Here is a 21,552-nt window from a genome sequence, read left to right on the forward strand (position 1 = left end):
GACAAAATGATTGCAAGAGCCTACAAAGGCCCGTCGAAAGCGCCCACAAGGCGCTGAACTCAAGCTGGCGATCGAGGTATTTTATGGATAATCGGCCACTGTTCCAACCAAGGTGGTCCTGGGGACCGCTGGCATTCTGCACCCTGCTGCCTATTGCACTACTGTGTTTCTGGTTGTGGCCGTTTGGCCAGATCCTGTTTCTGACTTTCGACGAGTGGCTGTTCCGCAGCCTCAACACGCCATTGGCCGACAACGCCGTCTGGCGCTGGATCTGGACCGTGGGCAGCCTGCGGCCCTTCGATATCGTCGTCGGCCTGATCCTGCTCGCCTTGCTGATCAAGGGCGACTGGGTGTTCAAGGCCGTTCAGGTTCGCCAGGCATTCTTCGGCTTTTTCGTCAGCCTGCTGCTGTTAGTGGTGGTGCGCGCGCTGTTTTCCAAGTGGGTCGATGCATCCGGTTGGCAGCATGACAGCCCGTCGATCGTGTTCGACGACGCCGTGCGCCTGAGCCAGTACTACCCGCACCTGGAAGAGCACTGGGAACTGAAAGACCGGTCGAGCAAGAGCTTCCCAGGCGATCACGCCTCGGTGTTGCTGCTCTGGGCACTGTTCATGAGCCTGTTCAGCCGGCGCCTAGTCCAAGCCCTGGCGATCTGGGCCCTGGCCACGCTGTTCATGCTGCCACGGCTGGTGGCCGGCGCGCACTGGGGCCAGGACGACTACGTCGGCGGGCTGGGCATGGCCGTGCTGGCACTGGGCTGGACCGTGCACACGCCGCTAGCGGCCAAGGCCAGCGCGGCGCTGGTGCGCTGGACCGCGCCGCTGTTCCGACTGCTGGGCAAGCTGCCGCTGATTGGACGCATGAGCGTGATTCGCGGCGCCTGAACCGCGTGTTGTCGGTCAACCGCGCCGAGCCAACGGCGCGGCTGACCGCACAGTTGAAATCGCCTAGTCGAAACTGCCCTGCAACTGATGAATCTGTCGGCGCTGTTTCTTGTTCGGCCGTCCATCGGTGGTCATCCCCACCGCGCCCGCCTTGCGCAGCTCGGCCGCCTGCTGACGACGCTGCAGGCTCTCGGCGGTTTCCTCGTAAAGGGTCTGCGCCTCAGGCGCGCCGCGCCGTACCAGCGACAACGCCTTGACCACCACGGTCTTTTCATCGAATCCGGTGCGCAGCACGAATTCATCGCCCACCCGAGGTTCCTTGCCCGGCTTGCAACGCTCGCCGCGACAGTGCACCTTGCCACTTTCGATGGCCGCCTTGGCCAGCGCGCGGGTCTTGTAGAAGCGCGCCGCCCACAACCACTTGTCCAGGCGTACCTTGTCGTCTTCTTCCGACTTTTGTGCCATCTCTGTACCTCGAATTCTGTCTTTAACCGAACTGTACTACCGTAGCTGTCGGATGCAAAAAGTCCGTGTGATGCTTACAGTTCACCACCTCGTTCGCAGGCTGTGCTAATTGAAAACATTTGATCATCTGACAGTGATTGGCCTGCGCGAATGGATCGCCTTGCCCAACCTCGGCCTGGCAGGCCTGCGCGCCAAGATCGACACCGGCGCCAGCACCTCGAGCCTGCATGCCACCGACATCGAGCCGTTCGAACGCGATGGCCAACCCTGGGTGCGCTTCACCGCGCACCTGGGCTCGGTGGTGCAACTGCGCCACCGCCGCTGCGAGGCGCCATTGGTGACCATGAAGACCATCAAGAGCTCCAACGGCCACGCCCAGACCCGCTATGTGATCCGCACGCCGCTGGCATTGGGCGATCGGGTATGGGAGGTGGAGTTCACCCTAGCCTGTCGCAAGAGCATGCGCTACCGACTGTTGCTGGGATCGAAGGCGCTGGTACACGGTCAACTGGTAGTGAACCCGGGCCTCAAGTACGTCCAGGACAAACCGGCCTTCGTGGCCACCCTCCCCCCTGTCACAGGTGCTGCATGAAGATCGCCGTGCTTTCGCGTAATCCGCGTCTGTATTCCACCCGCCGGCTGGTCGAAGCCGGCATCCAGCGCGGTCACGAGATGGTCGTGATCGACACCTTGCGCGCCTACATGAACATCGCCAGCCACAAGCCGCAGATCCACTACCGTGGCAAGCCGCTGGAGGGCTTCGATGCGGTGATCCCGCGCATCGGCGCCTCGGTCACGTTCTACGGCTGCGCCGTGTTGCGCCAGTTCGAGATGATGGGGGTCTATCCGCTCAACGAGTCGGTGGCCATCGCCCGCTCGCGGGACAAGCTGCGCTCGCTGCAGTTGCTGTCACGGCGCGGCATCGGCCTGCCGGTCACCGGCTTTGCCCACTCGCCTGACGACATTCCCGACCTGATCCAGATGGTCAACGGCGCCCCGCTGGTGATCAAGGTGCTCGAAGGCACACAGGGCATCGGCGTGGTGCTGTGCGAGACCACCAAGGCTGCCGAGTCGGTGATCGAGGCGTTCATGGGTCTCAAGCAGAACATCATGGTCCAGGAGTACATCAAGGAAGCCGGCGGCGCCGACATTCGCTGCTTCGTGGTGGGCGACAAGGTGATCGCCTCGATGAAGCGTCAGGCCAAGCCAGGGGAGTTCCGCTCCAACCTGCACCGAGGCGGCGTGGCCAGCCTGATCAAGATCACCCCCGAAGAGCGCATGACCGCAATACGCGCGGCCAAGGTCATGGGCCTGAGCGTGGCGGGTGTGGATATTCTGCGTTCCAACCACGGACCGCTGGTGATGGAGGTGAACTCGTCACCGGGTCTGGAAGGCATCGAGGTCACCACCAGCAAGGATGTGGCCGGGATGATCATCGAGCATCTGGAGAAACATGGCGGGCCGAATCAGACCCGCACCAAGGGCAAGGGCTGATCCACAGGGTTCGCGGCGCAGGCCGCGAACCCGGCTCACACCGCGTTGCGCGGCAACAACAGACCCAGCGGCAGGCGCACGCGGGCCTCGATACCCCCGCCGGAGCGGTTGCGCAACTCCACATTGCCGCCATGCTGCGCCGCAATACGCTTGACGATCGCCAGCCCCAGGCCCGTCCCCTTGCCACCGCGTGCGCGATCGCCACGGATGAACGGGTTGAAGATGGTTTCCAGCTCGGACTCTTCGATACCGGCGCCGCGGTCCAGCACACTGAGCACCACATAGGGCGCGCTCTGGTCGCCCGACACGTAAGCCGCCACTTCCACACCCTGCCCGGCGTGGTGCAGGGCATTGCCGATCAGGTTGCCGAGCATGCGCTTGAGCGAGACGCGCCGCAGCGGGAACGGCGGGATCGGCTCCAGGCACAGCCGCACCCGCTCCTCAGGCTGGTTGTAGGGTGCGACCACTTCGCGGATCAAGTGCTCCAGGTCGACTTCCTCGACCGGCTCGTCGCGGCCGTCGCGGATGAACGCCAGGAACTGGTCGAGGATGGCGTCCATGTCTTCGATGTCGCGCACCATGTCCTCGCTCAACTCGCTCTCGTTGCCCATCAGCGACAGCGACAGGCGCAACCGGGTCAGCGGCGTGCGCAGGTCATGGGAGACCCCGGCCAGCATCAGCTCGCGCTCGCGCCCGGCCTGCTCGACGTCCTCGGCCATCTGATTGAAGGCACGGTACACCTCGGTCATCTCGCTGGGCGTATCGCTGATGGGCAGGCGCACGCTGCGGCCCTGGCCCAACTGGCGGGCGGCGAACACCAGGCGCTTGAGCGGCTGGTTGAGCTGGCGCACGAAGATCCAGGCCGACGCCGTGGACAGCAGGCCGATCGCCAGGAACCAGCCGAGCACGTTCCAGATTTTCTGGCCCCGCAGCGGGTGCGGGTACAGCGGCACCTTCAGCCAGCCCGGGCCCAGGCTCGGCGCGTTGACCCACAGTGCGGGCGGGGCATGCACACGCAGGCGCACTTCGGTGTCCTCGCCCAGCTCGGCCTGCATCTGCCGCTGGTAGATCTCGCTGTAAGGCCAATGCTGTTCGCCTTCGGGCACGCCCGCGCCGGTGACCCGGATCAGCCCGGCCGCTTCGGCGATCTGGTCGCGGTTTTCCTCGTCTGCCGCCCAGTAGGCGCGCAGGGTGAGGGCCACGCCGTGGCTGTACTGGCGATCGACCAGCACGTCCTCGTTCATCAATAGATAAACCAGGGTCAGGGCCTTGGAGAACAGCACGACGATCAGCACCAGCCACAAGGTGCGGGCGAAGAAGCTTTGCGGAAACCAGAGGGGCGTTTTCATCAGGAGCACTGCTGCGAAGCGGGAACAGGAAGGCCGGCGACCATAGACGAAAACAGGGCGACCCTTGCGGGTCGCCCTGCCGCGTCATGGCAGAGGCTCATTTGCCGGCATTTCCATCCGGCACGAAGACGTAGCCCACACCCCATACCGTCTGGATGTAACGGGGTTTGGACGGGTCGGGCTCGATCATCCGGCGCAGGCGCGAGATCTGCACGTCGATGGAGCGCTCCAGCGCGTCCCACTCGCGGCCACGGGCGAGGTTCATCAGCTTGTCGCGGGTCAGCGGCTCGCGGGCGTGCATGACCAGCGCCTTGAGCACGGCGAACTCGCCGGTGGTGAGCATGTGCACTTCGTCGCCACGGGTGAGCTCGCGCGTGGCCAGCGACAAGGCGTAGTCGCCGAAGGTCACGACCTCGTCCTCGCTGCCCGGCGCCCCGGGCACGCTCGGCGCCTGACGGCGCAGCACCGCCTTGACCCGCGCCACCAGCTCGTCAGGGTTGAAGGGCTTGGCCAGGTAGTCGTCGGCGCCCAGTTCCAGGCCTTTGATGCGGCTGAGCTCATCGCCCTTGGCGGTGAGCATGATGATCGGAATCTGGTTGTTCGCCGCGCGCAGGCGGCGGCAGGCGGAGAGGCCGTCCTCGCCAGGGAGCATGAGGTCGAGCACCACCAGGTTGAAGACTTCACGGGCCAGCAGGCGGTCCATCTGCTCGACGTTGGGCACGGCACGGGCGCGGAAGCCCTTGCTGGTGAAGAAACGCTCCAGCAGGCTGCTCAGCCCCGGATCGTCGTCCACGATGAGAATCTTTTCGCCTTCAGCATTGTTTGCGGTGCTGGTCATCAATAACTCCTCTGAGATCGCCGCGCATTATGGCGTAGCCATTGCAACGCGTGCCGTGTGCATTGTTAGCAGATTTTTCCCCCGGCGCCACTTCCCCGCCCCGCGCATGGCCCAGCGCTATCACCGCAAGCCGGACGCGATCGGTATAATGCGCCGCTTTCATCCAGCGCCGTCGGGCTCCAAGTGCCGCCGCGGCCTCATGCATTCACATTTGTCAGGTGGTTCTCATGGACAGCATCAACAGCCGTATCGCCGAGGAACTGGGCGTACGCCCACAACAGGTGGAAGCGGCCGTAGGCCTGTTGGACGAAGGCTCGACCGTGCCCTTCATCGCCCGTTACCGCAAGGAAGTGACCGGCAGCCTGGACGACACGCAACTGCGCCACCTGGAAGAGCGTCTGCGTTACCTGCGCGAACTCGACGAGCGCCGCGCCAGCATCCTTTCCAGTATCCAGGAACAGGGCAAGCTCACTCCCGAACTGTCCCGCGAGATCGCCCTGGCCGACACCAAGACCCGCCTCGAAGACCTGTACCTGCCGTACAAGCAGAAGCGCCGCACCAAGGGCCAGATCGCCCTGGAAGCCGGCCTCGGCGAGCTGGCCGACAGCCTGTTCGACGACCCGCAACTGAATCCGGAAGAACACGCAGCACGCTTCGTCGATGCCGACAAGGGCGTGGCCGACGTCAAGGCCGCGCTGGAAGGTGCCAAGTACATCCTCATGGAGCGCTTCGCCGAAGATGCCGCCCTGCTCGACAAGCTGCGTGGTTTCCTCAAGCACGAAGCGGTGCTCACCGCACGCGTGGTGCCGGGCAAGGAAGAAGAAGGCGCCAAGTTCCGCGACTACTTCGCCCATGACGAACTGCTGCGCAACGCCCCGTCGCACCGCGCCCTGGCAATCTTCCGTGGCCGCAACGAGGGCGTGCTGAGCGCCTCGCTGAAGGTCGGCGAGGAACTGCCGGGCACCCTGCACCCTTGCGAGGTGATGATCGGCCAGCACGTGGGTGTCGAGAACCGCGGTCGTCCGGCCGACAAATGGCTCGGCGAGGTGGTGCGCTGGACCTGGAAGGTCAAGCTCTACACCCACCTGGAGACCGACCTGTTCGGCGAGTTGCGCGACAACGCCGAGGGCGAGGCGATCAACGTCTTCGCCCACAACCTGCACGACCTGCTGCTGGCCGCCCCGGCCGGGCCGCGCGCCACCCTGGGCTTCGACCCGGGCCTGCGCACCGGCTGCAAGATCGCCGTGGTCGATGCCACCGGCAAGCTGCTGGACTACACCACCGTGTACCCGCACGCCCCGAAGAACGAGTGGGACCGCACCCTGTCGATCATGGCCGCGCTGTGCGCCAAGCACTCGGTGGAGCTGATCGCCATCGGCAACGGCACCGCCAGCCGCGAGAGCGACAAGCTGGTGGCCGAGCTGGTCAAGAAATACCCGGCGCTGAAGATCACCAAGGTCATGGTGTCCGAAGCCGGCGCCTCGGTGTATTCGGCCTCCGAGCTGGCCGCCCGTGAATTCCCTGACCTGGACGTGTCGATCCGTGGCGCCGTGTCGATCGCCCGCCGCCTGCAAGACCCGCTGGCCGAGCTGGTGAAGATCGATCCTAAATCCATCGGGGTCGGCCAGTACCAGCACGATGTGTCGCAGGTGAAACTGGCGCGCGGCCTGGATGCGGTGGTCGAGGACTGCGTGAACGCCGTCGGCGTGGACGTCAATACCGCCTCGGTGGCGCTGCTCACGCGCATCTCCGGCCTCAATGCCACCCTGGCGCAGAACATCGTCGCGCACCGCGATGCCAACGGTCCGTTCGCCACCCGCGCGGCATTGAAGAAAGTCAGCCGCCTCGGCGAGAAGACCTTCGAACAGGCCGCCGGCTTCCTGCGCGTGATGAACGGCGACAACCCGCTGGATGCCTCGGCGGTGCACCCGGAAGCTTATCCACTGGTGCAGCGCATCGCCGCCGGCACCGACCGCGACATCCGTTCGTTGATCGGCGACAGCAGCTTCCTCAAGCGCCTGGACCCGAAGACCTTCACCGACGAGACCTTCGGCCTGCCCACCGTCACCGACATTCTCCAGGAGCTCGACAAGCCCGGCCGCGACCCGCGCCCGGAGTTCAAGACCGCCACCTTCCAGGACGGCGTCGAAGACCTCAAGGACCTGGAGCCGGGCATGATCCTCGAAGGCGTGGTGACCAACGTCACCAACTTCGGCGCGTTCGTCGACATCGGCGTGCACCAGGACGGCCTGGTGCACATCTCGGCGCTGTCGGAGAAGTTCGTCAAAGACCCGCGCGAGGCGGTCAAGGCGGGCGATGTGGTCAAGGTCAAGGTGATGGAAGTGGATATCCCGCGCAAACGCGTCGGCCTGTCCATGCGCATGGGCGATACCCCAGGCGAGAAAGTCGAAGGCCAGCGTGGCGGCGCACGCGGCAAGGGCGACAAGAGCGGCAACCGCCCGCAGCAGGCCCCGCGCCCGCGTGAAACCGTCAGCGCAGCGCCAGCGAACAACGCCATGGCGGCGCTGTTCGCCAATGCCAAGCAGTTGAAGAAGAAATGATGGAAGTGCCTCGGGAATACGTCGAGAGCGCCTTCAGCCAACTGCTGGGCTGCCGTCTGCAGCACCTGGAAACGGGTGTGGCGACGGTGGCCCTGGCGCTGACGCCACCGCTGCGCAACCGCGGCCAGAAGCTGCACGGCGGGGCGATCTTCAGCCTGGTCGACATCGCCATGGGCCTGGCCTGCTCGGCCAGCCATGGCTTCGACCAGCAGAGCGTCACCCTCGAGTGCAAGATCAACTACCTGCGCGCCGTCAGCGACGGCGAGGTGCTGTGCACGGCCAGGGTGATCCATGCCGGGCGCCGCACCCTGGTGGTCGACGCCGACGTCACCCAGGGCGACAAGCGAGTGGCCAAGGCGCAGGGAACCTTCGTGGTTCTCTAGCTCACCAAAGGGTAACTGCGGTATGTTGCTGGCATCGAGCCATTGGGGTCGCTTGCCAGCCCTTCGCGCCTACGGCGCGCAGGGCCCACGCAAAGCCCCGGTTGCATCACCGGAACCGCGTAAACCAGGCGACAACGCCAGTTCCTTTGTACCTACCCTTGTAGACCGTCATCCCTACCCCCATATCGGGGCGACCGACGCGTGAAGGAATACACCTTGAGCGACCTCCTCAATCGCCGCCTGAGCTTGCTCGGCAACCACCTCCCCCTGCTCAAGCAGTGCCTGCACGGCATCGAGCGCGAGTGCCTGCGGGTGACCGCCGAAGGCCGTCTGGCCCAGACCCCGCATCCCGAAGCCCTGGGTTCGGCGCTGACCAACGAGCAGATCACCACCGATTATTCCGAGTCGCTGCTGGAGTTCATCACTCCGGCGCTGGCCGACCCGGCCGAGGTGCTCGACAACCTCGAGCAGGTCCACCGTTTCGTCTACACCCAACTGGGCGACGAGTACCTGTGGAGCCCATCGATGCCCTGCGCGCTGCCGGCCGAGGAAGACATTCCGATCGCCGAGTACGGCACCTCCAACATCGGCAAGCTCAAGCACGTGTACCGCAAGGGCCTGGCCCTGCGCTACGGCCGCACCATGCAGTGCATCGCCGGCATTCACTACAATTTCTCGCTGCCCGAAGCGCTCTGGCCCCTGCTGCGCCAGGACGAGGCCAGCGCCGAAAGCGACCGCGACTACCAATCGGCCGCCTACATCGCCCTGATCCGCAACTTCCGGCGCTACAGCTGGCTGCTGATGTACCTGTTCGGCGCTTCGCCGGCCCTGGACAAAGGCTTCCTGCGTGGCCGTGCGCACCAGCTCGAAGAGCTGGACGGCGAGACCCTGTACCTGCCTTACGCCACCAGCCTGCGCATGAGCGACCTGGGTTATCAGAGCAACGCCCAGGCCGGCCTGACGCCGTGCTACAACAACCTGGCCAGCTACACCGACAGCCTGCGCAAGGCCGTCGGCACGCCCTACCCGCCCTATGTCGAGGTCGGCACCCATGTCGACGGCGAATGGGTGCAGTTGAACACCAACATCCTGCAGATCGAGAACGAGTACTACTCGAACATCCGCCCCAAGCGCGTCACCTACACCGGCGAGCGGCCGATCCAGGCCCTGACTGCGCGTGGCGTGCAGTACGTGGAAGTGCGCTGCCTGGACATCAACCCGTTCCTGCCGGTGGGCATCGACCTCACCGAAGCGCGCTTTCTCGACGCTTTCCTGCTGTTCTGCGCCCTCGACGAGAGCCCGCAACTGGAGAACGGCGAATGCAACCAGTGCTCCGGCAACTTCCTCAGCGTGGTCAAGGAAGGTCGCCGACCGGGTCTGGAACTGCAGCGTGACGGCCAGCCGATCACGCTCAAGGCGTGGGCCAGCGAGCTGCTCGGCCGTATCGGGCAACTGGCCGAACTGCTCGACCGCGCCCACGGCAGCGACGAGCACGCCACAGCCCTGGCCGAGCAGCAGGCCAAGGTCGACGACCCGGAGCTCACTCCGTCCGCCCAAGTACTGGCACGCATGACCGAGCACGACGAGACCTTCGTCAAGTTCGCCCTGCGCCAGAGCCAATTGCACGCCGACAACTTCCGCCAGCAGCCGCTGCCAGCCGAACGCCAGCAGGCGTTCGAAACCCTGGCGCGCGATTCGCTGGCCGAGCAGTCGCGCCTGGAGCAGCAGGAAGTGGGTGACTTCGACCTGTTCGTCGGCGCCTACCAGGCCAGCATCCTGGCCATCAGCAACTGATGAGCCGCGCCGCCGTCGCCCGCAAACCGCGCGCCAGCAGTCAGGCGAGGATCGCCACGATCCTCGCCGCGGCGCGCGAACTGCTGACCGACGGCGGCGTCGGCGCGCTCTCGATCTACAGCGTGGCCGAGCGGGCACAGATCCCGCCCTCGTCGGTGTATCACTTCTTCGCCAGCGTGCCTGCGTTGCTCGAAGCCCTGACCGCCGATGTGCACCGGGCCTTTCGCGAGGCCCTGAACGCCCCCATCGACAGCCGAGGGTTCACCACCTGGCATGAACTGTCCCGCTTGGTCGAGCAGCGCATGCTCGCCATCTATCACGAGGACGCCGCCGCGCGGCAGTTGATCCTGGCGCAGCATGGACTGAGCGAAGTGGTGCAGGCCGACCGGCAGCACGACATGGAGCTGGGCAAGCTGATGCACAAGGTGTTCGACCAGCATTTCCACCTGCCGGTGATGCCGACGGATGTCGATGTGTTCGCCTTGGCGATGGAGTTGAGTGATCGGGTGTACGCGCGTTCGGTGCAGTTGCACGAAGCGATCACCCCGCGCATGGCCGAGGAAGCCCAGCGGGTGTTCGAGGCGTATCTGGGGCTTTACCTGCCCCCGTTTCTGGCCAAGCGTATCTTCTGAGTACTGGGGCCGCATCGCGGCCCCTGATACCCGCATCACAGCTTGGCGATGGACACCTCGGTCGATTTCACGAAGGCGATCACCTCGCTGCCGACCTGCAGTTCCAACTCCTTGACCGAACGCGTGGTGATCACCGAAGTGACGATACCGGAGGCGGTCTGCACGTCGATTTCCGACAAGACCGGACCTTCGAGGATTTCTTTCACGGTGCCCTTGAACTGGTTGCGTACGTTGATCGCTTTGATGGTCATGGGATGCTTCCTTCTCTTTGGCTTCGGGGGTTCAGTGAGCCCAACGCAATTGCGTGGGCAGAGGGGCAACAGGTTCCGGTGCCGGCGGGGTGCCGGGTACCGAAAGGACACGGTCGAGCACTGCGCTTTCCAGCAAGGCCAGGCGCTGGGAACCTCGCGCCCGGGGCCTTGCCAGGTCGACGGCGAGGTCCAGACCGACCTCACCGTCCTCGATCAGGATCACCCGGTCGGCCACGGCGACGGCCTCGCTGACGTCGTGGGTGACCAGCAGCACGGTAAAGCCGTGCTCACGCCAGAGGCGCTCGATCAGTTGCTGCATCTCGATCCGGGTCAGGGCATCCAGCGCACCCAGTGGCTCGTCGAGCAGCAGCAGACGCGGTTGATGGATCAGCGCCCTGGCCAAGGCCACGCGCTGCTTCTGTCCGCCAGACAATGCGGCGGGCCATTCATGGGCACGGTCCGCCAGACCGACCTCCGCCAGCGCTTGCAATGCCCGCGGGCGCCAGTCGCCCTTGAGGCCAAGGCCGACGTTGTCGATGACCTTCTTCCACGGCAGCAGCCGGGCGTCCTGGAACATCAGGCGAGTTTCTTCGCGCGCTTGCTCCAGCGGCGCCGCGCCGGCCAGCAGGTCACCGGCACTGGGTTGATCGAGGCCGGCCAGCAAGCGCAGCAGGGTGCTCTTGCCGCAGCCCGAGCGCCCGACGATGGCAACGAACTGGCCGGCCGGGATGTGCAGGTCGATGCCCCGCAGCACCTCACGCTGACCGAATGCCTTGCGCAGGCCCCGGGCCGCCAACGGAATACCGCGCAACAGGTGCGGCGGTTGCTTCTCGAGCACGCTCATGCGCCCTCCTTCCTGGCCACTTGGTAAGCGGGATGCCAGCGCAGCCAGACCCGTTCCAACCCACGTGCAGCCAGGTCGGCGAGCTTGCCGAGCACGGCGTACAGGACGATGGCCAGCACCACCACGTCGGTTTGCAGAAACTCTCGGGCATTCATCGCCAGGTAGCCGATGCCAGCGTTGGCCGAAATGGTTTCGGCGACGATCAGGGTCAGCCACATGAACCCCAGGGCGAAGCGCACGCCGACCAGGATCGACGGCAGCGCGCCGGGCAGGATGACCTGACGGAACAGGGCGAAGCCCGACAGCCCGTAGCTGCGCGCCATCTCCACCAGGGCCGGGTCGACGTTGCGGATGCCGTGGTAGGTGTTGAGGTAGATCGGGAACAAGGTGCCCAGGGCGACCAGGAAGATCTTCGCCGACTCATCGATGCCGAACCACAGGATCACCAGGGGGATCAGCGCCAGGTGCGGCACGTTGCGGATCATCTGCACCGAACTGTCGAGCAGGCGTTCACCCCAGTTGGACAATCCGGTGATGAAGCCCAGCACCAGGCCGATGCTGCCGCCGATGACGAAGCCTACGGCAGCGCGCCAGCCGCTGATCGCCAGGTGGGTCCACAGCTCGCCGCTGCGCACCAGTTCGACCCCGGCGGCCACCACCGCGCTCGGGGCGGGGAGGATGCGCGTGGACAGCCAGCCGGCACTCACTGCCAGTTGCCATACCGCCAGCAGCAGCACCGGCAGCGCCCAAGGCGCCAGGCGTTGGCTCAAGGTGGAGGACGTTGCACGACTCATCAGGCGCCCCCTCAGCTCTGCGACACGGATTTGGGCAGGATGTCGTTGGCCACCATCTCGCCGAACGGACTCACGTAGCCGCCCGCCTTGGCCGGCTCCGGGCGCTGCACGTCCAGGTGCGGGAACAGCAGCTCGGCGACGCGATACGACTCCTCCAGGTGCGGATACCCGGAGAAGATGAAGGTATCGATGCCCAGGTCCGCGTATTCCTGCACCCGCGCTGCCACTGTTGGGCCGTCGCCGACCAGCGCAGTGCCAGCACCACCGCGCACCAGGCCGACACCGGCCCACAGGTTGGGGCTGACTTCCAGGTTGTCGCGCCGGCCCTTGTGCAGCGCCGCCATGCGCTGCTGGCCGACCGAGTCGAAGCGCGCCAGCGAAGCCTGGGCGCGGGCGATGGTGTCGTCGTCCAGGTGCGAGATCAGGCGCTCGGCGGCGGCCCACGCCTCGGCATTGGTTTCCCGCACGATCACATGCAGGCGGATGCCGAAGCGCACTTCGCGGCCCTGGGCCTTGGCTTTCTCGCGCACCGCTGCGATCTTCTCGGCCACGGCCGAAGGCGGCTCGCCCCAGGTCAGGTACAGCTCGACCTGCTCGGCGGCCAGGTCCTGGGCGGCCTCGGACGAGCCTCCGAAATACAGGGGCGGGCGCGGTTGCTGGATCGGCGGGTAGAGCAGCTTGGCGCCTTTGACCTGCAGGTGCTTGCCGTCATAGTCGACCACCTCGCCTTCGAGCACCTTGCGCCAGATACGGGTGAACTCCACCGACGCCTCGTAGCGCTCCTGATGGTTCAGGTGCAGGCCGTCTCCCGCCAACTCGTCGGGGTCACCGCCGGTCACCAGGTTGAACAGCGCGCGGCCATTGGACAGGCGATCCAGGGTCGCCGCCTGGCGCGCCGCCACGGTCGGCGAAATGATGCCTGGGCGTAGGGCGACGAGAAACTTCAGGTGCTGGGTCACCGGAATCAGCGAGGCGGCCACCAGCCAGGAATCCTCGCAGGAGCGACCGGTGGGGATCAGCACGCCACCGAAACCGAGGCGGTCGGCCGCCTGGGCGATCTGGGTCAGGTAACCGTGGTCGACGGCGCGGGCGCCCTCGGTGGTGCCCAGGTACTTGCCGTCACCGTGGGTGGGCAGGAACCAGAAAATGTTCAGACTCATTGGAGTGGTCTCCTCAAAAGGGGCCGGCACCGTAACGACGCTACGGCGCGCGTATCAGGGTTCAGGGCGCGCTGGCGACCTTGGCGGCCGGGGTCCAGATCACATCCTTGATGCTCAAGGGCTTGGGAATCAGCTTCAGGGCCTGGAAGGTGTCGGCGATCTTCTGTTGCGCGGCGACCACGTCGGGGCTCAGCGGCGCGGCGCCGTAGCCTTGGCGCTTGACCGAGGTGAGCGTGATGTCCGCCGGCAGGCCTAGCAGCGGCGCGACTTGATCGGTGACCTGCTGCGGGTTGGCCTGGGCCCATTGGCCCACTTCGCGGACTTGCTCGATGAGCGTGCCGATCACGGCTGGGTGCCGCGTGGCGAAGTCTCGCGTGGCGAGATAGAACTGGTGGTTGTCGACCAGACCCTCGCCATCACGCAAGGTACGGGCCTGCAATTGCTGCTCGGCGGCAGCCTGGTAAGGGTCCCAGATCACCCAGGCATCGACGCTGCCGCGCTCGAAGGCGGCGCGGGCATCGGCGGGCGGCAGGTACACCGGCTGGATATCGCTGTACTTCAAACCGGCGTCTTCGAGGGCGCGCACCAGCAGGTAGTGCACGTTGGAGCCCTTGTTCAAGGCCACCTTCTTGCCTTTGAGTTCCTTGACCGAATGAATCGGCGAATCCTTGGCCACCAGGATCGCTTCGCTGTGCGGGGCGGGCGGCTCATAGGCCACGTAGAGCAGATCGGCGCCGGCCGCCTGGGCGAAGACAGGCGGGGTCTCGCCGGTGACGCCGAAGTCGATGGAGCCGACGTTCAGCCCTTCGAGCAGTTGCGGCCCACCGGGGAACTCGGTCCATTGCACGTCGATACCTTGCTCGGCCAGGCGTTTTTCCAGCGCGCCCTTGGCCTTGAGCAGCACCAGGGTGCCGTATTTCTGATAGCCGATACGCAGGGTATCGGCCTGGGCTTGGGTGATGACGCCGAAGGTCACGGCCGCCGCGAACAGGGCGACCAGACCACGACGCAAAAGGACGGTGCGCATGGCGCTCTCCTGTGCGAATGAGGTTCGGGTTGCACCTGCTTGCCTCGTTGACGGGCGAGTAAGGTGGCGAAACGGTGAAGCGGGTTCAGATGCTCCAGCGAGCGCTGATCAGGCGTTCTTCGAGTACGCCCGGCGCCAGCGGCCTGGGCCGTCGGGCCAGGGCGGCGTGGAAGGTCTGCAGCGAGTCCAGCAGGCGCGCCTGCAGGGGCTCGGTCAGGCGCGCGGGCTGGCTGGCGTCGGCGTAGGCGACCTGGCTGTCGTCGGCGAAGATCCCTTGCAGGGTTTCCTGCGCCTTGAGCGTCGACAGCACGGGTTTGAGGGCATAGTCCACGGCCAGCATGTGGGCGATGCTGCCGCCGGTAGCGATGGGCAACACCACCTTGTGTTCCAGGGCGCGCTCGGGCAGCAGGTCGAGCAGCGTCTTCAGCGCGCCGGAGAAGGAAGCCTTGTACACCGGCGTGGCGACGATCAGGCCGTCGGCCTGGGCCACCAGTTGCTGGAAGTGTTGTACCTGGGGGCTGTCGAAGCGCGCATGCAGCAGGTCTTCGGCAGGGAATTCCCGCACCTGGAAAGTCACCACTTCCACGCCGCGATCCTGCAACCACTGGCGCGACTGTTCGAGCAGCACGCCGGAACGTGATCGTGTACTGGGGCTGCCGCCTATTGAAACAACCAGCATCTGAACGATTCCTTGAATGGATTTCCGGGGAGGACCCCTTGGGATGACTGCGACATTAGCACTCGATGCGATATATCCATAAATCATATTTTTTCATTTGTTTATTCTTTTATCTGATATACGACAACAGCGGTGCGCGACCACTTTCACTGAAACTCATCCATAAAAAAGGGCCGTCGAAACGGCCCGAATACCCTGCATGGCTAAGAGCAGTGCAACGAGAATTCAGCGATTGGGTTGCGGCGTCAGGCGCAAGTAAGGCTTCACCGCCCGATACCCTTTAGGGAAGCGCTGGCGGATTTCTTCCTCGTCCTTGAGCGAGGGCACGATCACCACGTCGTCGCCATCCTGCCAGTTGCCCGGCGTGGCCACTTTGTGGCTGTCGGTCAGTTGCAAGGAGTCGATCACCCGCAGGATCTCATTGAAATTGCGCCCGGTACTGGCCGGATAGGTGATGGTCAGGCGCACCCTCTTGTTCGGGTCGATCACGAACAGAGAGCGGACGGTGAGGGTATCGCTGGCGTTGGGGTGAATCAGGTCGTAGAGGTCCGACACCTTGCGGTCGGCGTCGGCGATGATCGGGAAATTCACCACCGTGTTCTGCGTTTCGTTGATGTCCTCGATCCACCTGTGGTGCGAATCGACCGGGTCCACCGACAAGGCGATGGCCTTGACGCCGCGCTTGGCGAACTCATCCTTGAGCTTGGCGGTCAGGCCCAGCTCGGTGGTGCAGACTGGGGTGAAGTCGGCCGGGTGCGAAAACAGCACGCCCCAACTGTCGCCCAGCCACTCGTGAAAGCGCAGGGTGCCGACGCTGGAATCCTGTTCGAAGTCGGGGGCGATGTCGCCAAGTTTGAGGCTCATGGAAGCGGCTCCTGTGCATGTCTGGCCTTGTAGGATCGACTGTGCCTGCTTCCAAACAAAAACAAAAAGAATAGATCACGATTTATTTATAACTATTTTGCACATCGAATCGCCGGCATAAAAAAGCCTCGCAAGGTGCGAGGCTTCTTGGGTGTCGCTACGTCTTACATGAAGTTGTAAGTGTAGTTGACGATGAAGCGGGTCTGGTCCTGATCGGCCAGCGAGCTGGTGCCAGTACCACGGTAGACACCGTGACGCAGGGTAGCGCCCAGGCCTTTGAAGGTACCTTGCTGGATCACGTAGTCGATGCGCGCGTCGCGCTCCCACTCGCTGAAGGTGCCATTGCCGTTGGCGTTCTTGCCGTCTTCGCCTTTGAGGTAGGAAACCGAAGCCTTCAGGCCCGGTACGCCCAGACGTGCGAAGTCGTAGGAGTACTGACCGAAGGTGGTGTTCTCACCGGCCTTGGCGAACTGGTTGATCATGCTGTCGGTGAACAGGTAGAAGCTGGCACCGCCGGCGCCTTCCGGACGACCGTTGCCGTCGCGAACGCTGCCTTGGTTCAGCCAGACGAAGCCACCGTCGTCGTTGACGCGCTGATGACCCAACAGGAAGGCGTGACCACCCAGGGTGTAGGTGAAGATCGCCGACCAGGTCTTGTTGTCGACCTCGCCCGGGGTCTTGGCATAGCCACCGTTGTTGTTGAAGTTGTAGCCACCGCCCTTGCCGTTGCGGCCGTCGCTGCTGCTGTCGAAGTAGCGCAGGTCGGTCTTGAACGACTGGTCGTCGGCGATCTTGAAGACGTGGGTGGCGCCCAGGAAGTTCTGTTTGTAGAAGTCTTCCAGGTTCGAGTAGTAGTACTGCAGGGTCAGGTCAGGCGTGAGCTTGTAGTCCAGACCACCGAAGCGGAACTTGTTGCTGTCAGCAGTGGCACCGTTGACCGACAGGCCAGTACGGTTGCTCGACGCGCGACCCATGGCGTGGGTCAGCTGACCGGCGTTGATGGTCAGGTTGTCGATTTCTTTCGACTGGATGGTGCCGCCTTCGAAGGTCTGTGGCAGCAGACGACCGTCGTTGGAGACCAGGATCGGCAGGTTCGGGGCCAGGGCGCTACCGAAGTGCACTTCGGTCTTGGAGAAGCGGGCCTTGGCGTTGGCGCCCAGGCGTGCCCACTGGCTGGCAGCGGAGCCGTCGCTGTCGCTCGGGAAGAAGCTGCTGTTGTCCGGGTGCTTGCCACGGCCGCCGTCGAGGTGGATACCCCACAGTGCCTGGGCGTCGACGCCGAAGCCAACGGTGCCTTGGGTGAAACCGGAGATGTAGTCGAGCTTGAAGCCCTGACCCGACTCACGGTTGTCGGCACCGCCATCGCGGTTGTCGTTGTTGAAGTACATGGTGCGCGAGCTGACGGACAGTTTGCTGTCCTCGATGAAGCCGGCGGCGCCTGCTTGTTGGGCGAGAACCCCCACTGCCACGGCCAGGGCCAGGGCCAGGCTGGACTTGTACATGCTTTGCTCCTCTACGTTCTAATTTTTGTACTCTCCAGGCGGTGGGATCTTCATGCCCCACTCACCCCGGGTAAGCGATTTAGCACCAAGGTGTGACCGGTAAGTCAATCGTTACCGGGTATTACACGACTTTGGTCTAAGGCTTCCTGCGCTACAGGATAATGACAATCCTATAAATCCAAAATGACCGTTTTGTGAAACGGTCAGATTATTACGGAATAACGATGGAACCTTCAGCTGCTTTTGTTGTATCGGCGCGACGGCTGATCGCTGAAGGTTATGTGCAAACCTTTGCCTGTCACATTCGAACAAAAGTCGTCAGAGCTTAGCCTTTCACGAAAATTTCACAAGGGCTCGATGACCGCTTCGAGCACAAAAAATTGCCGCCTAAGCTAATTCTTAAAAGTTATTTATTTTTGAATTCTTAGATCATTTAGGCTCGCCGTCATTCTTCCCAGCTTGACGCGAGGTTCGCCCATGCCATCCCCTGTCCTGCCGCGCCTGTTCGCCACTTTGCTGCTCGGCAGCCTGTGCGGTCTCGCCCAGGCTGCCGACGTGACCGTGGCCTACCAGACCACCGTCGATCCGGCCAAGGTCGCCCAGGCCGCCGGTCGCTACGAACAGGCCAGCCACGCCAGCATCGATTGGCGCAAGTTCGACAACGGCGCCGACATCATCGCCGCCGTGGCCTCCGGCGACGTGCAGATCGGCTACCTGGGTTCCAGCCCGCTGGCCGCCGCCACCACCCGCAAGGTGCCGGTGCAGACCTTCCTGATCGCCACCCAGATCGGCGCTGGTGAGGCGCTGGTCGCGCGCCAGGGCATCGATACCCCGCAGGATCTGATCGGCAAGAAGGTCGCCGTGCCCTTCGTCTCCACCGGGCACTACAGCCTGCTGGCGGCGCTGAAAGCCTGGAACATCGACCCCGCCAAGGTGCAGATCCTCAACCTCGCACCGCCGGCGATCATCGCCGCCTGGAAGCGCGGCGACATCGACGCCACCTATGTCTGGGATCCGGCCCTGGGCGTGGCCAAGGAAACCGGCAAGGTGCTGATCACCTCCGGCGAGCTGGCGCAAAAAGGCGCGCCCACCTTCGACGCCTGGATCGTGCGCAAGGACTTCGCCGAGCAGCACCCGCAAATCGTCAAATCCTTCGCCCAGGTCACCCTCGACGCCTACGCCGACTATCGCAAGGATCCGCAAGCCTGGCTGGCCGATGCGCACAACGTGAACGCGCTGGCCAAGTTGTCCGGGGCCAAGGCCGCCGACATCCCTGGCCTGCTGCAAGGCAACGTCTACCCGCTGGCCGCCGAGCAGAAGGCCCTGCTGGGCGCGCCCAGCACCGAGGCGCTCAGCCACACCGCAGCCTTCCTCAAGGAACAGGGCAAGGTCGAGGCGGTGCTGCCGGACTACGCGCCCTACGTCACCGCCCAGTACCTGCCCGACTGATCAGTTGAAGGCGCCACGCGGCGCCAATCGGAGCCCGCCATGGCCTTGCTCGAACTGGAGCGCATCAGCGCACAGTACCCCGGCGCCAGCACCCCGGTGCTGGATGACATCAACCTGACCCTGGCCCCCGGCCAACTGCTGGTCGCGCTCGGCCCCTCGGGCAGCGGCAAGACTTCGCTGCTGAACCTGATCGCCGGTTTCGTCGCGCCCAGCGGCGGGCGCATCACCCTCGATGGCCAACCCGTGCGCGGCCCCGGCGCCGACCGTGGCGTGGTGTTCCAGGACGACGCGCTGCTGCCCTGGCAGACCGTGCTCGGCAACGTCGCCTTTGGCCTGGAACTGGCCGGCATTCCCCGCGCACAACGTGAAGCCAAGGCCCGCGAGATGCTAGCTCTGGTCGACCTGGCCGGGTTCGCCGAGCGGCGCACCTGGCAACTCTCGGGCGGCCAGAAGCAGCGCGTCGGCCTGGCCCGCGCCCTGGCCGCCGACCCACGGCTGCTGCTGATGGACGAGCCGTTCGGCGCCCTCGATGCCTTCACCCGCGAGCAGATGCAGACCTTGTTGTTGCAGGTGTGGCAGCGCACGGCCAAGCCGGTGCTGCTGATCACCCATGACATCGAAGAAGCGGTGTTCCTGGCCAGCGACTTGATTCTGCTGGCGCCCAATCCGGGACGAGTGGTCGAGCGCCTGCAACTGGACTTCGGCCAGCGCTACGCCGCTGGCGAATCGGCACGGGCGATCAAGTCCGACCCGCGCTTCATCGAAACCCGCGAGCACGTGCTGTCGCGCGTGTTCGCCCAACGCGGTGTGCACCGCGAGGAGTCCGCATGAGCACGCTGGAGCTGCCGGTCACCGGCAAAGCGCACGCCTCGGCGTCGCCCACCGTCAACCCACGACGTGCGCTGTCGACTCGCTGGATCAGCGCCCTGACCCTGGCCACTCTGCTACTGGCCTGGTGGCTGGTGACGGCCGCCGGCTGGGTCGAGCCGCTGTTCCTGCCGTCGCCCGGCGATATTCTGGTCAAGGGCTGGGTGCTGCTGACCCAGGGCTACATGGACATGAGCCTGTGGCAGCACCTGAGCGCCAGCCTCGGGCGCATCGGCGCCGCCCTGCTGGCAGCCACGCTGACGGCCATTCCGGTCGGCGTCGCCATCGGTTGCAACCGCGTGGCGCGCGGCGTGCTCGACCCGCTGATCGAGTTCTACCGGCCCATCCCGCCGCTGGCTTATCTGCCGCTGATCGTGATCTGGTGCGGCATTGGCGAGCTGTCGAAGGTGTTGCTGATCTACCTGGCGATCTTCGCCCCGATCGCCATCGCCACGGCCACCGGTGTGCGCACCGTCGATCCAGCGCGGCTGCGCGCCGCGCAGTCGCTGGGGGCGAGCCGGGCGCAACTGATTCGCCATGTGATCCTGCCCAGCGCCCTGCCCGACATTCTCACCGGCGTGCGCATCGGCCTGGGCGTCGGTTGGTCGACCCTGGTCGCCGCCGAACTGATCGCCGCCACCCGCGGCCTGGGCTTCATGGTGCAGTCGGCCGCGCAGTTCCTGGTCACCGATGTGGTGGTGCTCGGCATCGTGCTCATCGCGCTGATCGCCTTCGCCCTGGAAATGGGCCTGCGCGCCCTGCAACGCCGCCTGGTGCCCTGGCACGGACAGAGCCACTGACCTTCGCCCCCTGCATAGCGAGCCCCGACATGAGCCTGACCCTCACTCCCCTCAGCCCGGCGCTGGGCGCCCAGATCGACGGCATCGACCTGTCGCGCGCACTCCCTCCCGAGCAGCGCGATACCCTCGAACAGGCCTTGCTCGAGCACCAGGTGCTGTTCTTTCGCAAGCAATTCATCACCCCGGCGCAGCAGGCGCATTTTGCCGCGCACTTCGGCGACCTGCACATCCACCCGATCTACCCCAACGTGCCAGAAACGCCCCAGGTGCTGATCCTCGACACGGCGGTCACCGACGTGCGCGACAACGCCGTCTGGCACACCGACGTGACCTTTCTGCCGACCCCGGCGCTGGGCGCGGTGCTCAGCGCCAAGCAAGTGCCCGCCTATGGCGGCGATACCCTGTGGGCCAGCGGCATCGCCGCGTTCGAGGCACTGTCGGCACCGTTGCAGCTACTGCTCGACGGCCTCAGCGCCACCCACGACTTCACCCGCTCGTTTCCGCTGGAGCGCTTCGGCAGCACAGCCGAGGACCTGGCACGCTGGGAAGCCACCCGGCGCAACCACCCGCCGCTGTCGCACCCGGTGGTGCGCACCCATCCGGTCAGCGGACGCAAGGCGCTGTTCGTCAACGAAGGCTTCACCACGCGCATCAACGAACTGGCCGAACACGAGAGCGAGGCGCTGCTCAGGCTGCTGTTCGCCCACGCCACGCGGCCGGAGTTCAGCATCCGCTGGCGCTGGCAGGAGGGGGATGTGGCGTTCTGGGACAACCGCGTGACCCAGCATTACGCGGTGGACGATTACCGGCCGCAGCGACGGGTGATGCACCGCGCGACCATTCTCGGGGATGCGCCGTTCTGAACACCTGCGCAGGTCACCCTCGACCCGCGCAGGCCTTCACCACGACAACGCC

General features: G+C 65.0%; 22 protein-coding genes and 1 pseudogene. 12 read left to right on the forward strand and 11 right to left on the reverse strand.

The window, feature by feature from the left end; translation table 11 throughout:
• Positions 1-322: 322 nt before the first annotated feature.
• Together NJ69_RS23260 and NJ69_RS23265 are read left to right on the forward strand one after the other, a co-directional pair.
• Positions 323-424: pseudogene (locus NJ69_RS23260) on the forward strand (hypothetical protein); the annotation flags it as partial.
• Positions 425-497: 73 nt separating this feature from the next.
• A complete protein-coding gene (locus NJ69_RS23265) occupies positions 498-884 on the forward strand; it encodes a phosphatase PAP2 family protein (RefSeq protein WP_432416641.1) in 387 nt (128 codons plus the stop codon).
• A gap of 63 nt (positions 885-947) precedes the next feature.
• Here the strand turns inward: NJ69_RS23265 and NJ69_RS17315 are convergent, their stop codons facing one another.
• Complete coding sequence (locus NJ69_RS17315) at positions 948-1,349, reverse strand: RNA-binding S4 domain-containing protein (RefSeq protein ID WP_029612859.1); 402 nt, start codon at positions 1,347-1,349, stop codon at positions 948-950.
• A 142-nt stretch (positions 1,350-1,491) separates the two neighbouring features.
• On the opposite strand from NJ69_RS17315, the gene NJ69_RS17320 reads away from it, so the two are divergent.
• Together NJ69_RS17320 and rimK are read left to right on the forward strand one after the other, a co-directional pair.
• Positions 1,492-1,941: an ATP-dependent zinc protease family protein gene (locus NJ69_RS17320; protein ID WP_205419341.1), complete on the forward strand. Its 450-nt coding sequence runs from the start codon at positions 1,492-1,494 to the stop codon at positions 1,939-1,941.
• Positions 1,938-2,843, forward strand: a complete 906-nt coding sequence (gene rimK, locus NJ69_RS17325; RefSeq protein ID WP_029612860.1) for a 30S ribosomal protein S6--L-glutamate ligase — start codon at positions 1,938-1,940, stop codon at positions 2,841-2,843. Before NJ69_RS17320 ends, rimK begins: the two co-directional genes overlap by 4 nt.
• A 35-nt stretch (positions 2,844-2,878) precedes the next feature.
• Here rimK and NJ69_RS17330 read toward each other — a convergent pair whose 3' ends face one another.
• Both NJ69_RS17330 and ompR read right to left on the reverse strand, forming a co-directional pair.
• Positions 2,879-4,192 (reverse strand): ATP-binding protein, encoded by a 1,314-nt coding sequence (locus NJ69_RS17330; RefSeq protein ID WP_029612861.1) that lies wholly within the window; start codon positions 4,190-4,192, stop codon positions 2,879-2,881.
• Between the two features lie 97 nt (positions 4,193-4,289).
• Positions 4,290-5,030, reverse strand: coding sequence for an osmolarity response regulator transcription factor OmpR (gene ompR / locus NJ69_RS17335; RefSeq protein ID WP_039581411.1), 741 nt, complete (start codon positions 5,028-5,030; stop codon positions 4,290-4,292).
• Positions 5,031-5,257: 227 nt separating this feature from the next.
• On the opposite strand from ompR, the gene NJ69_RS17340 reads away from it, so the two are divergent.
• The 4 genes from NJ69_RS17340 (at position 5,258) to NJ69_RS17355 (ending at position 10,400) form a co-directional block, all read left to right on the forward strand.
• Positions 5,258-7,591, forward strand: coding sequence for a Tex family protein (locus NJ69_RS17340; RefSeq protein WP_039581413.1), 2,334 nt, complete (start codon positions 5,258-5,260; stop codon positions 7,589-7,591).
• On the forward strand, positions 7,591-7,974 hold the full coding sequence (locus tag NJ69_RS17345) for a PaaI family thioesterase (RefSeq protein WP_052192138.1): 384 nt from the start codon (positions 7,591-7,593) through the stop codon (positions 7,972-7,974). Before NJ69_RS17340 ends, NJ69_RS17345 begins: the two co-directional genes overlap by 1 nt.
• A 216-nt stretch (positions 7,975-8,190) precedes the next feature.
• Complete coding sequence (gene gshA / locus NJ69_RS17350; RefSeq protein WP_369811591.1) at positions 8,191-9,768, forward strand: glutamate--cysteine ligase; 1,578 nt, start codon at positions 8,191-8,193, stop codon at positions 9,766-9,768.
• Positions 9,768-10,400 (forward strand): TetR/AcrR family transcriptional regulator, encoded by a 633-nt coding sequence (locus NJ69_RS17355; RefSeq protein ID WP_039581420.1) that lies wholly within the window; start codon positions 9,768-9,770, stop codon positions 10,398-10,400. The genes gshA and NJ69_RS17355 overlap by 1 nt, the downstream gene beginning before the upstream one ends.
• 35 nt (positions 10,401-10,435) lie before the next feature.
• Here the strand turns inward: NJ69_RS17355 and NJ69_RS17360 are convergent, their stop codons facing one another.
• The 8 genes from NJ69_RS17360 to NJ69_RS17395 all read right to left on the reverse strand — a co-directional run bounded on the left by NJ69_RS17360 (position 10,436) and on the right by NJ69_RS17395 (position 17,521).
• Positions 10,436-10,651, reverse strand: a complete 216-nt coding sequence (locus tag NJ69_RS17360; protein WP_008095172.1) for a TOBE domain-containing protein — start codon at positions 10,649-10,651, stop codon at positions 10,436-10,438.
• A 31-nt stretch (positions 10,652-10,682) separates the two neighbouring features.
• Positions 10,683-11,495: an aliphatic sulfonates ABC transporter ATP-binding protein gene (ssuB, locus tag NJ69_RS17365; RefSeq protein ID WP_037027602.1), complete on the reverse strand. Its 813-nt coding sequence runs from the start codon at positions 11,493-11,495 to the stop codon at positions 10,683-10,685.
• Positions 11,492-12,289: an aliphatic sulfonate ABC transporter permease SsuC gene (gene ssuC / locus NJ69_RS17370; protein WP_039581432.1), complete on the reverse strand. Its 798-nt coding sequence runs from the start codon at positions 12,287-12,289 to the stop codon at positions 11,492-11,494. The genes ssuB and ssuC overlap by 4 nt, the downstream gene beginning before the upstream one ends.
• 11 nt (positions 12,290-12,300) lie before the next feature.
• A complete protein-coding gene (gene ssuD, locus NJ69_RS17375; RefSeq protein WP_039581434.1) occupies positions 12,301-13,449 on the reverse strand; it encodes an FMNH2-dependent alkanesulfonate monooxygenase in 1,149 nt (382 codons plus the stop codon).
• A gap of 61 nt (positions 13,450-13,510) precedes the next feature.
• Complete coding sequence (locus tag NJ69_RS17380; RefSeq protein WP_039581436.1) at positions 13,511-14,476, reverse strand: sulfonate ABC transporter substrate-binding protein; 966 nt, start codon at positions 14,474-14,476, stop codon at positions 13,511-13,513.
• An 85-nt stretch (positions 14,477-14,561) separates the two neighbouring features.
• Positions 14,562-15,155, reverse strand: a complete 594-nt coding sequence (gene ssuE, locus NJ69_RS17385) for an NADPH-dependent FMN reductase (RefSeq protein ID WP_039581437.1) — start codon at positions 15,153-15,155, stop codon at positions 14,562-14,564.
• Positions 15,156-15,380: 225 nt separating this feature from the next.
• Positions 15,381-16,019, reverse strand: a complete 639-nt coding sequence (locus tag NJ69_RS17390) for a peroxiredoxin (RefSeq protein WP_039581440.1) — start codon at positions 16,017-16,019, stop codon at positions 15,381-15,383.
• Positions 16,020-16,183: 164 nt separating this feature from the next.
• Positions 16,184-17,521, reverse strand: coding sequence for an OprD family porin (locus NJ69_RS17395; RefSeq protein WP_039581441.1), 1,338 nt, complete (start codon positions 17,519-17,521; stop codon positions 16,184-16,186).
• A gap of 477 nt (positions 17,522-17,998) precedes the next feature.
• On the opposite strand from NJ69_RS17395, the gene tauA reads away from it, so the two are divergent.
• The 4 genes from tauA to tauD are packed head-to-tail and all read left to right on the forward strand — an operon-like array spanning position 17,999 to position 21,500.
• Entirely contained in the window at positions 17,999-18,970 is a 972-nt protein-coding gene (gene tauA, locus NJ69_RS17400) for a taurine ABC transporter substrate-binding protein (protein WP_039581443.1), read from the forward strand.
• 39 nt (positions 18,971-19,009) lie between these two features.
• Positions 19,010-19,801: a taurine ABC transporter ATP-binding subunit gene (tauB, locus tag NJ69_RS17405; RefSeq protein ID WP_029612871.1), complete on the forward strand. Its 792-nt coding sequence runs from the start codon at positions 19,010-19,012 to the stop codon at positions 19,799-19,801.
• Entirely contained in the window at positions 19,798-20,637 is an 840-nt protein-coding gene (gene tauC, locus NJ69_RS17410) for a taurine ABC transporter permease TauC (RefSeq protein ID WP_039581446.1), read from the forward strand. The genes tauB and tauC overlap by 4 nt, the downstream gene beginning before the upstream one ends.
• A 29-nt stretch (positions 20,638-20,666) precedes the next feature.
• Entirely contained in the window at positions 20,667-21,500 is an 834-nt protein-coding gene (tauD, locus tag NJ69_RS17415) for a taurine dioxygenase (RefSeq protein ID WP_039581450.1), read from the forward strand.
• Positions 21,501-21,552 lie beyond the last annotated feature (52 nt).

It is taken from the genome of Pseudomonas parafulva (genome assembly GCF_000800255.1).
Taxonomy (GTDB): domain Bacteria; phylum Pseudomonadota; class Gammaproteobacteria; order Pseudomonadales; family Pseudomonadaceae; genus Aquipseudomonas; species Aquipseudomonas boreofloridensis.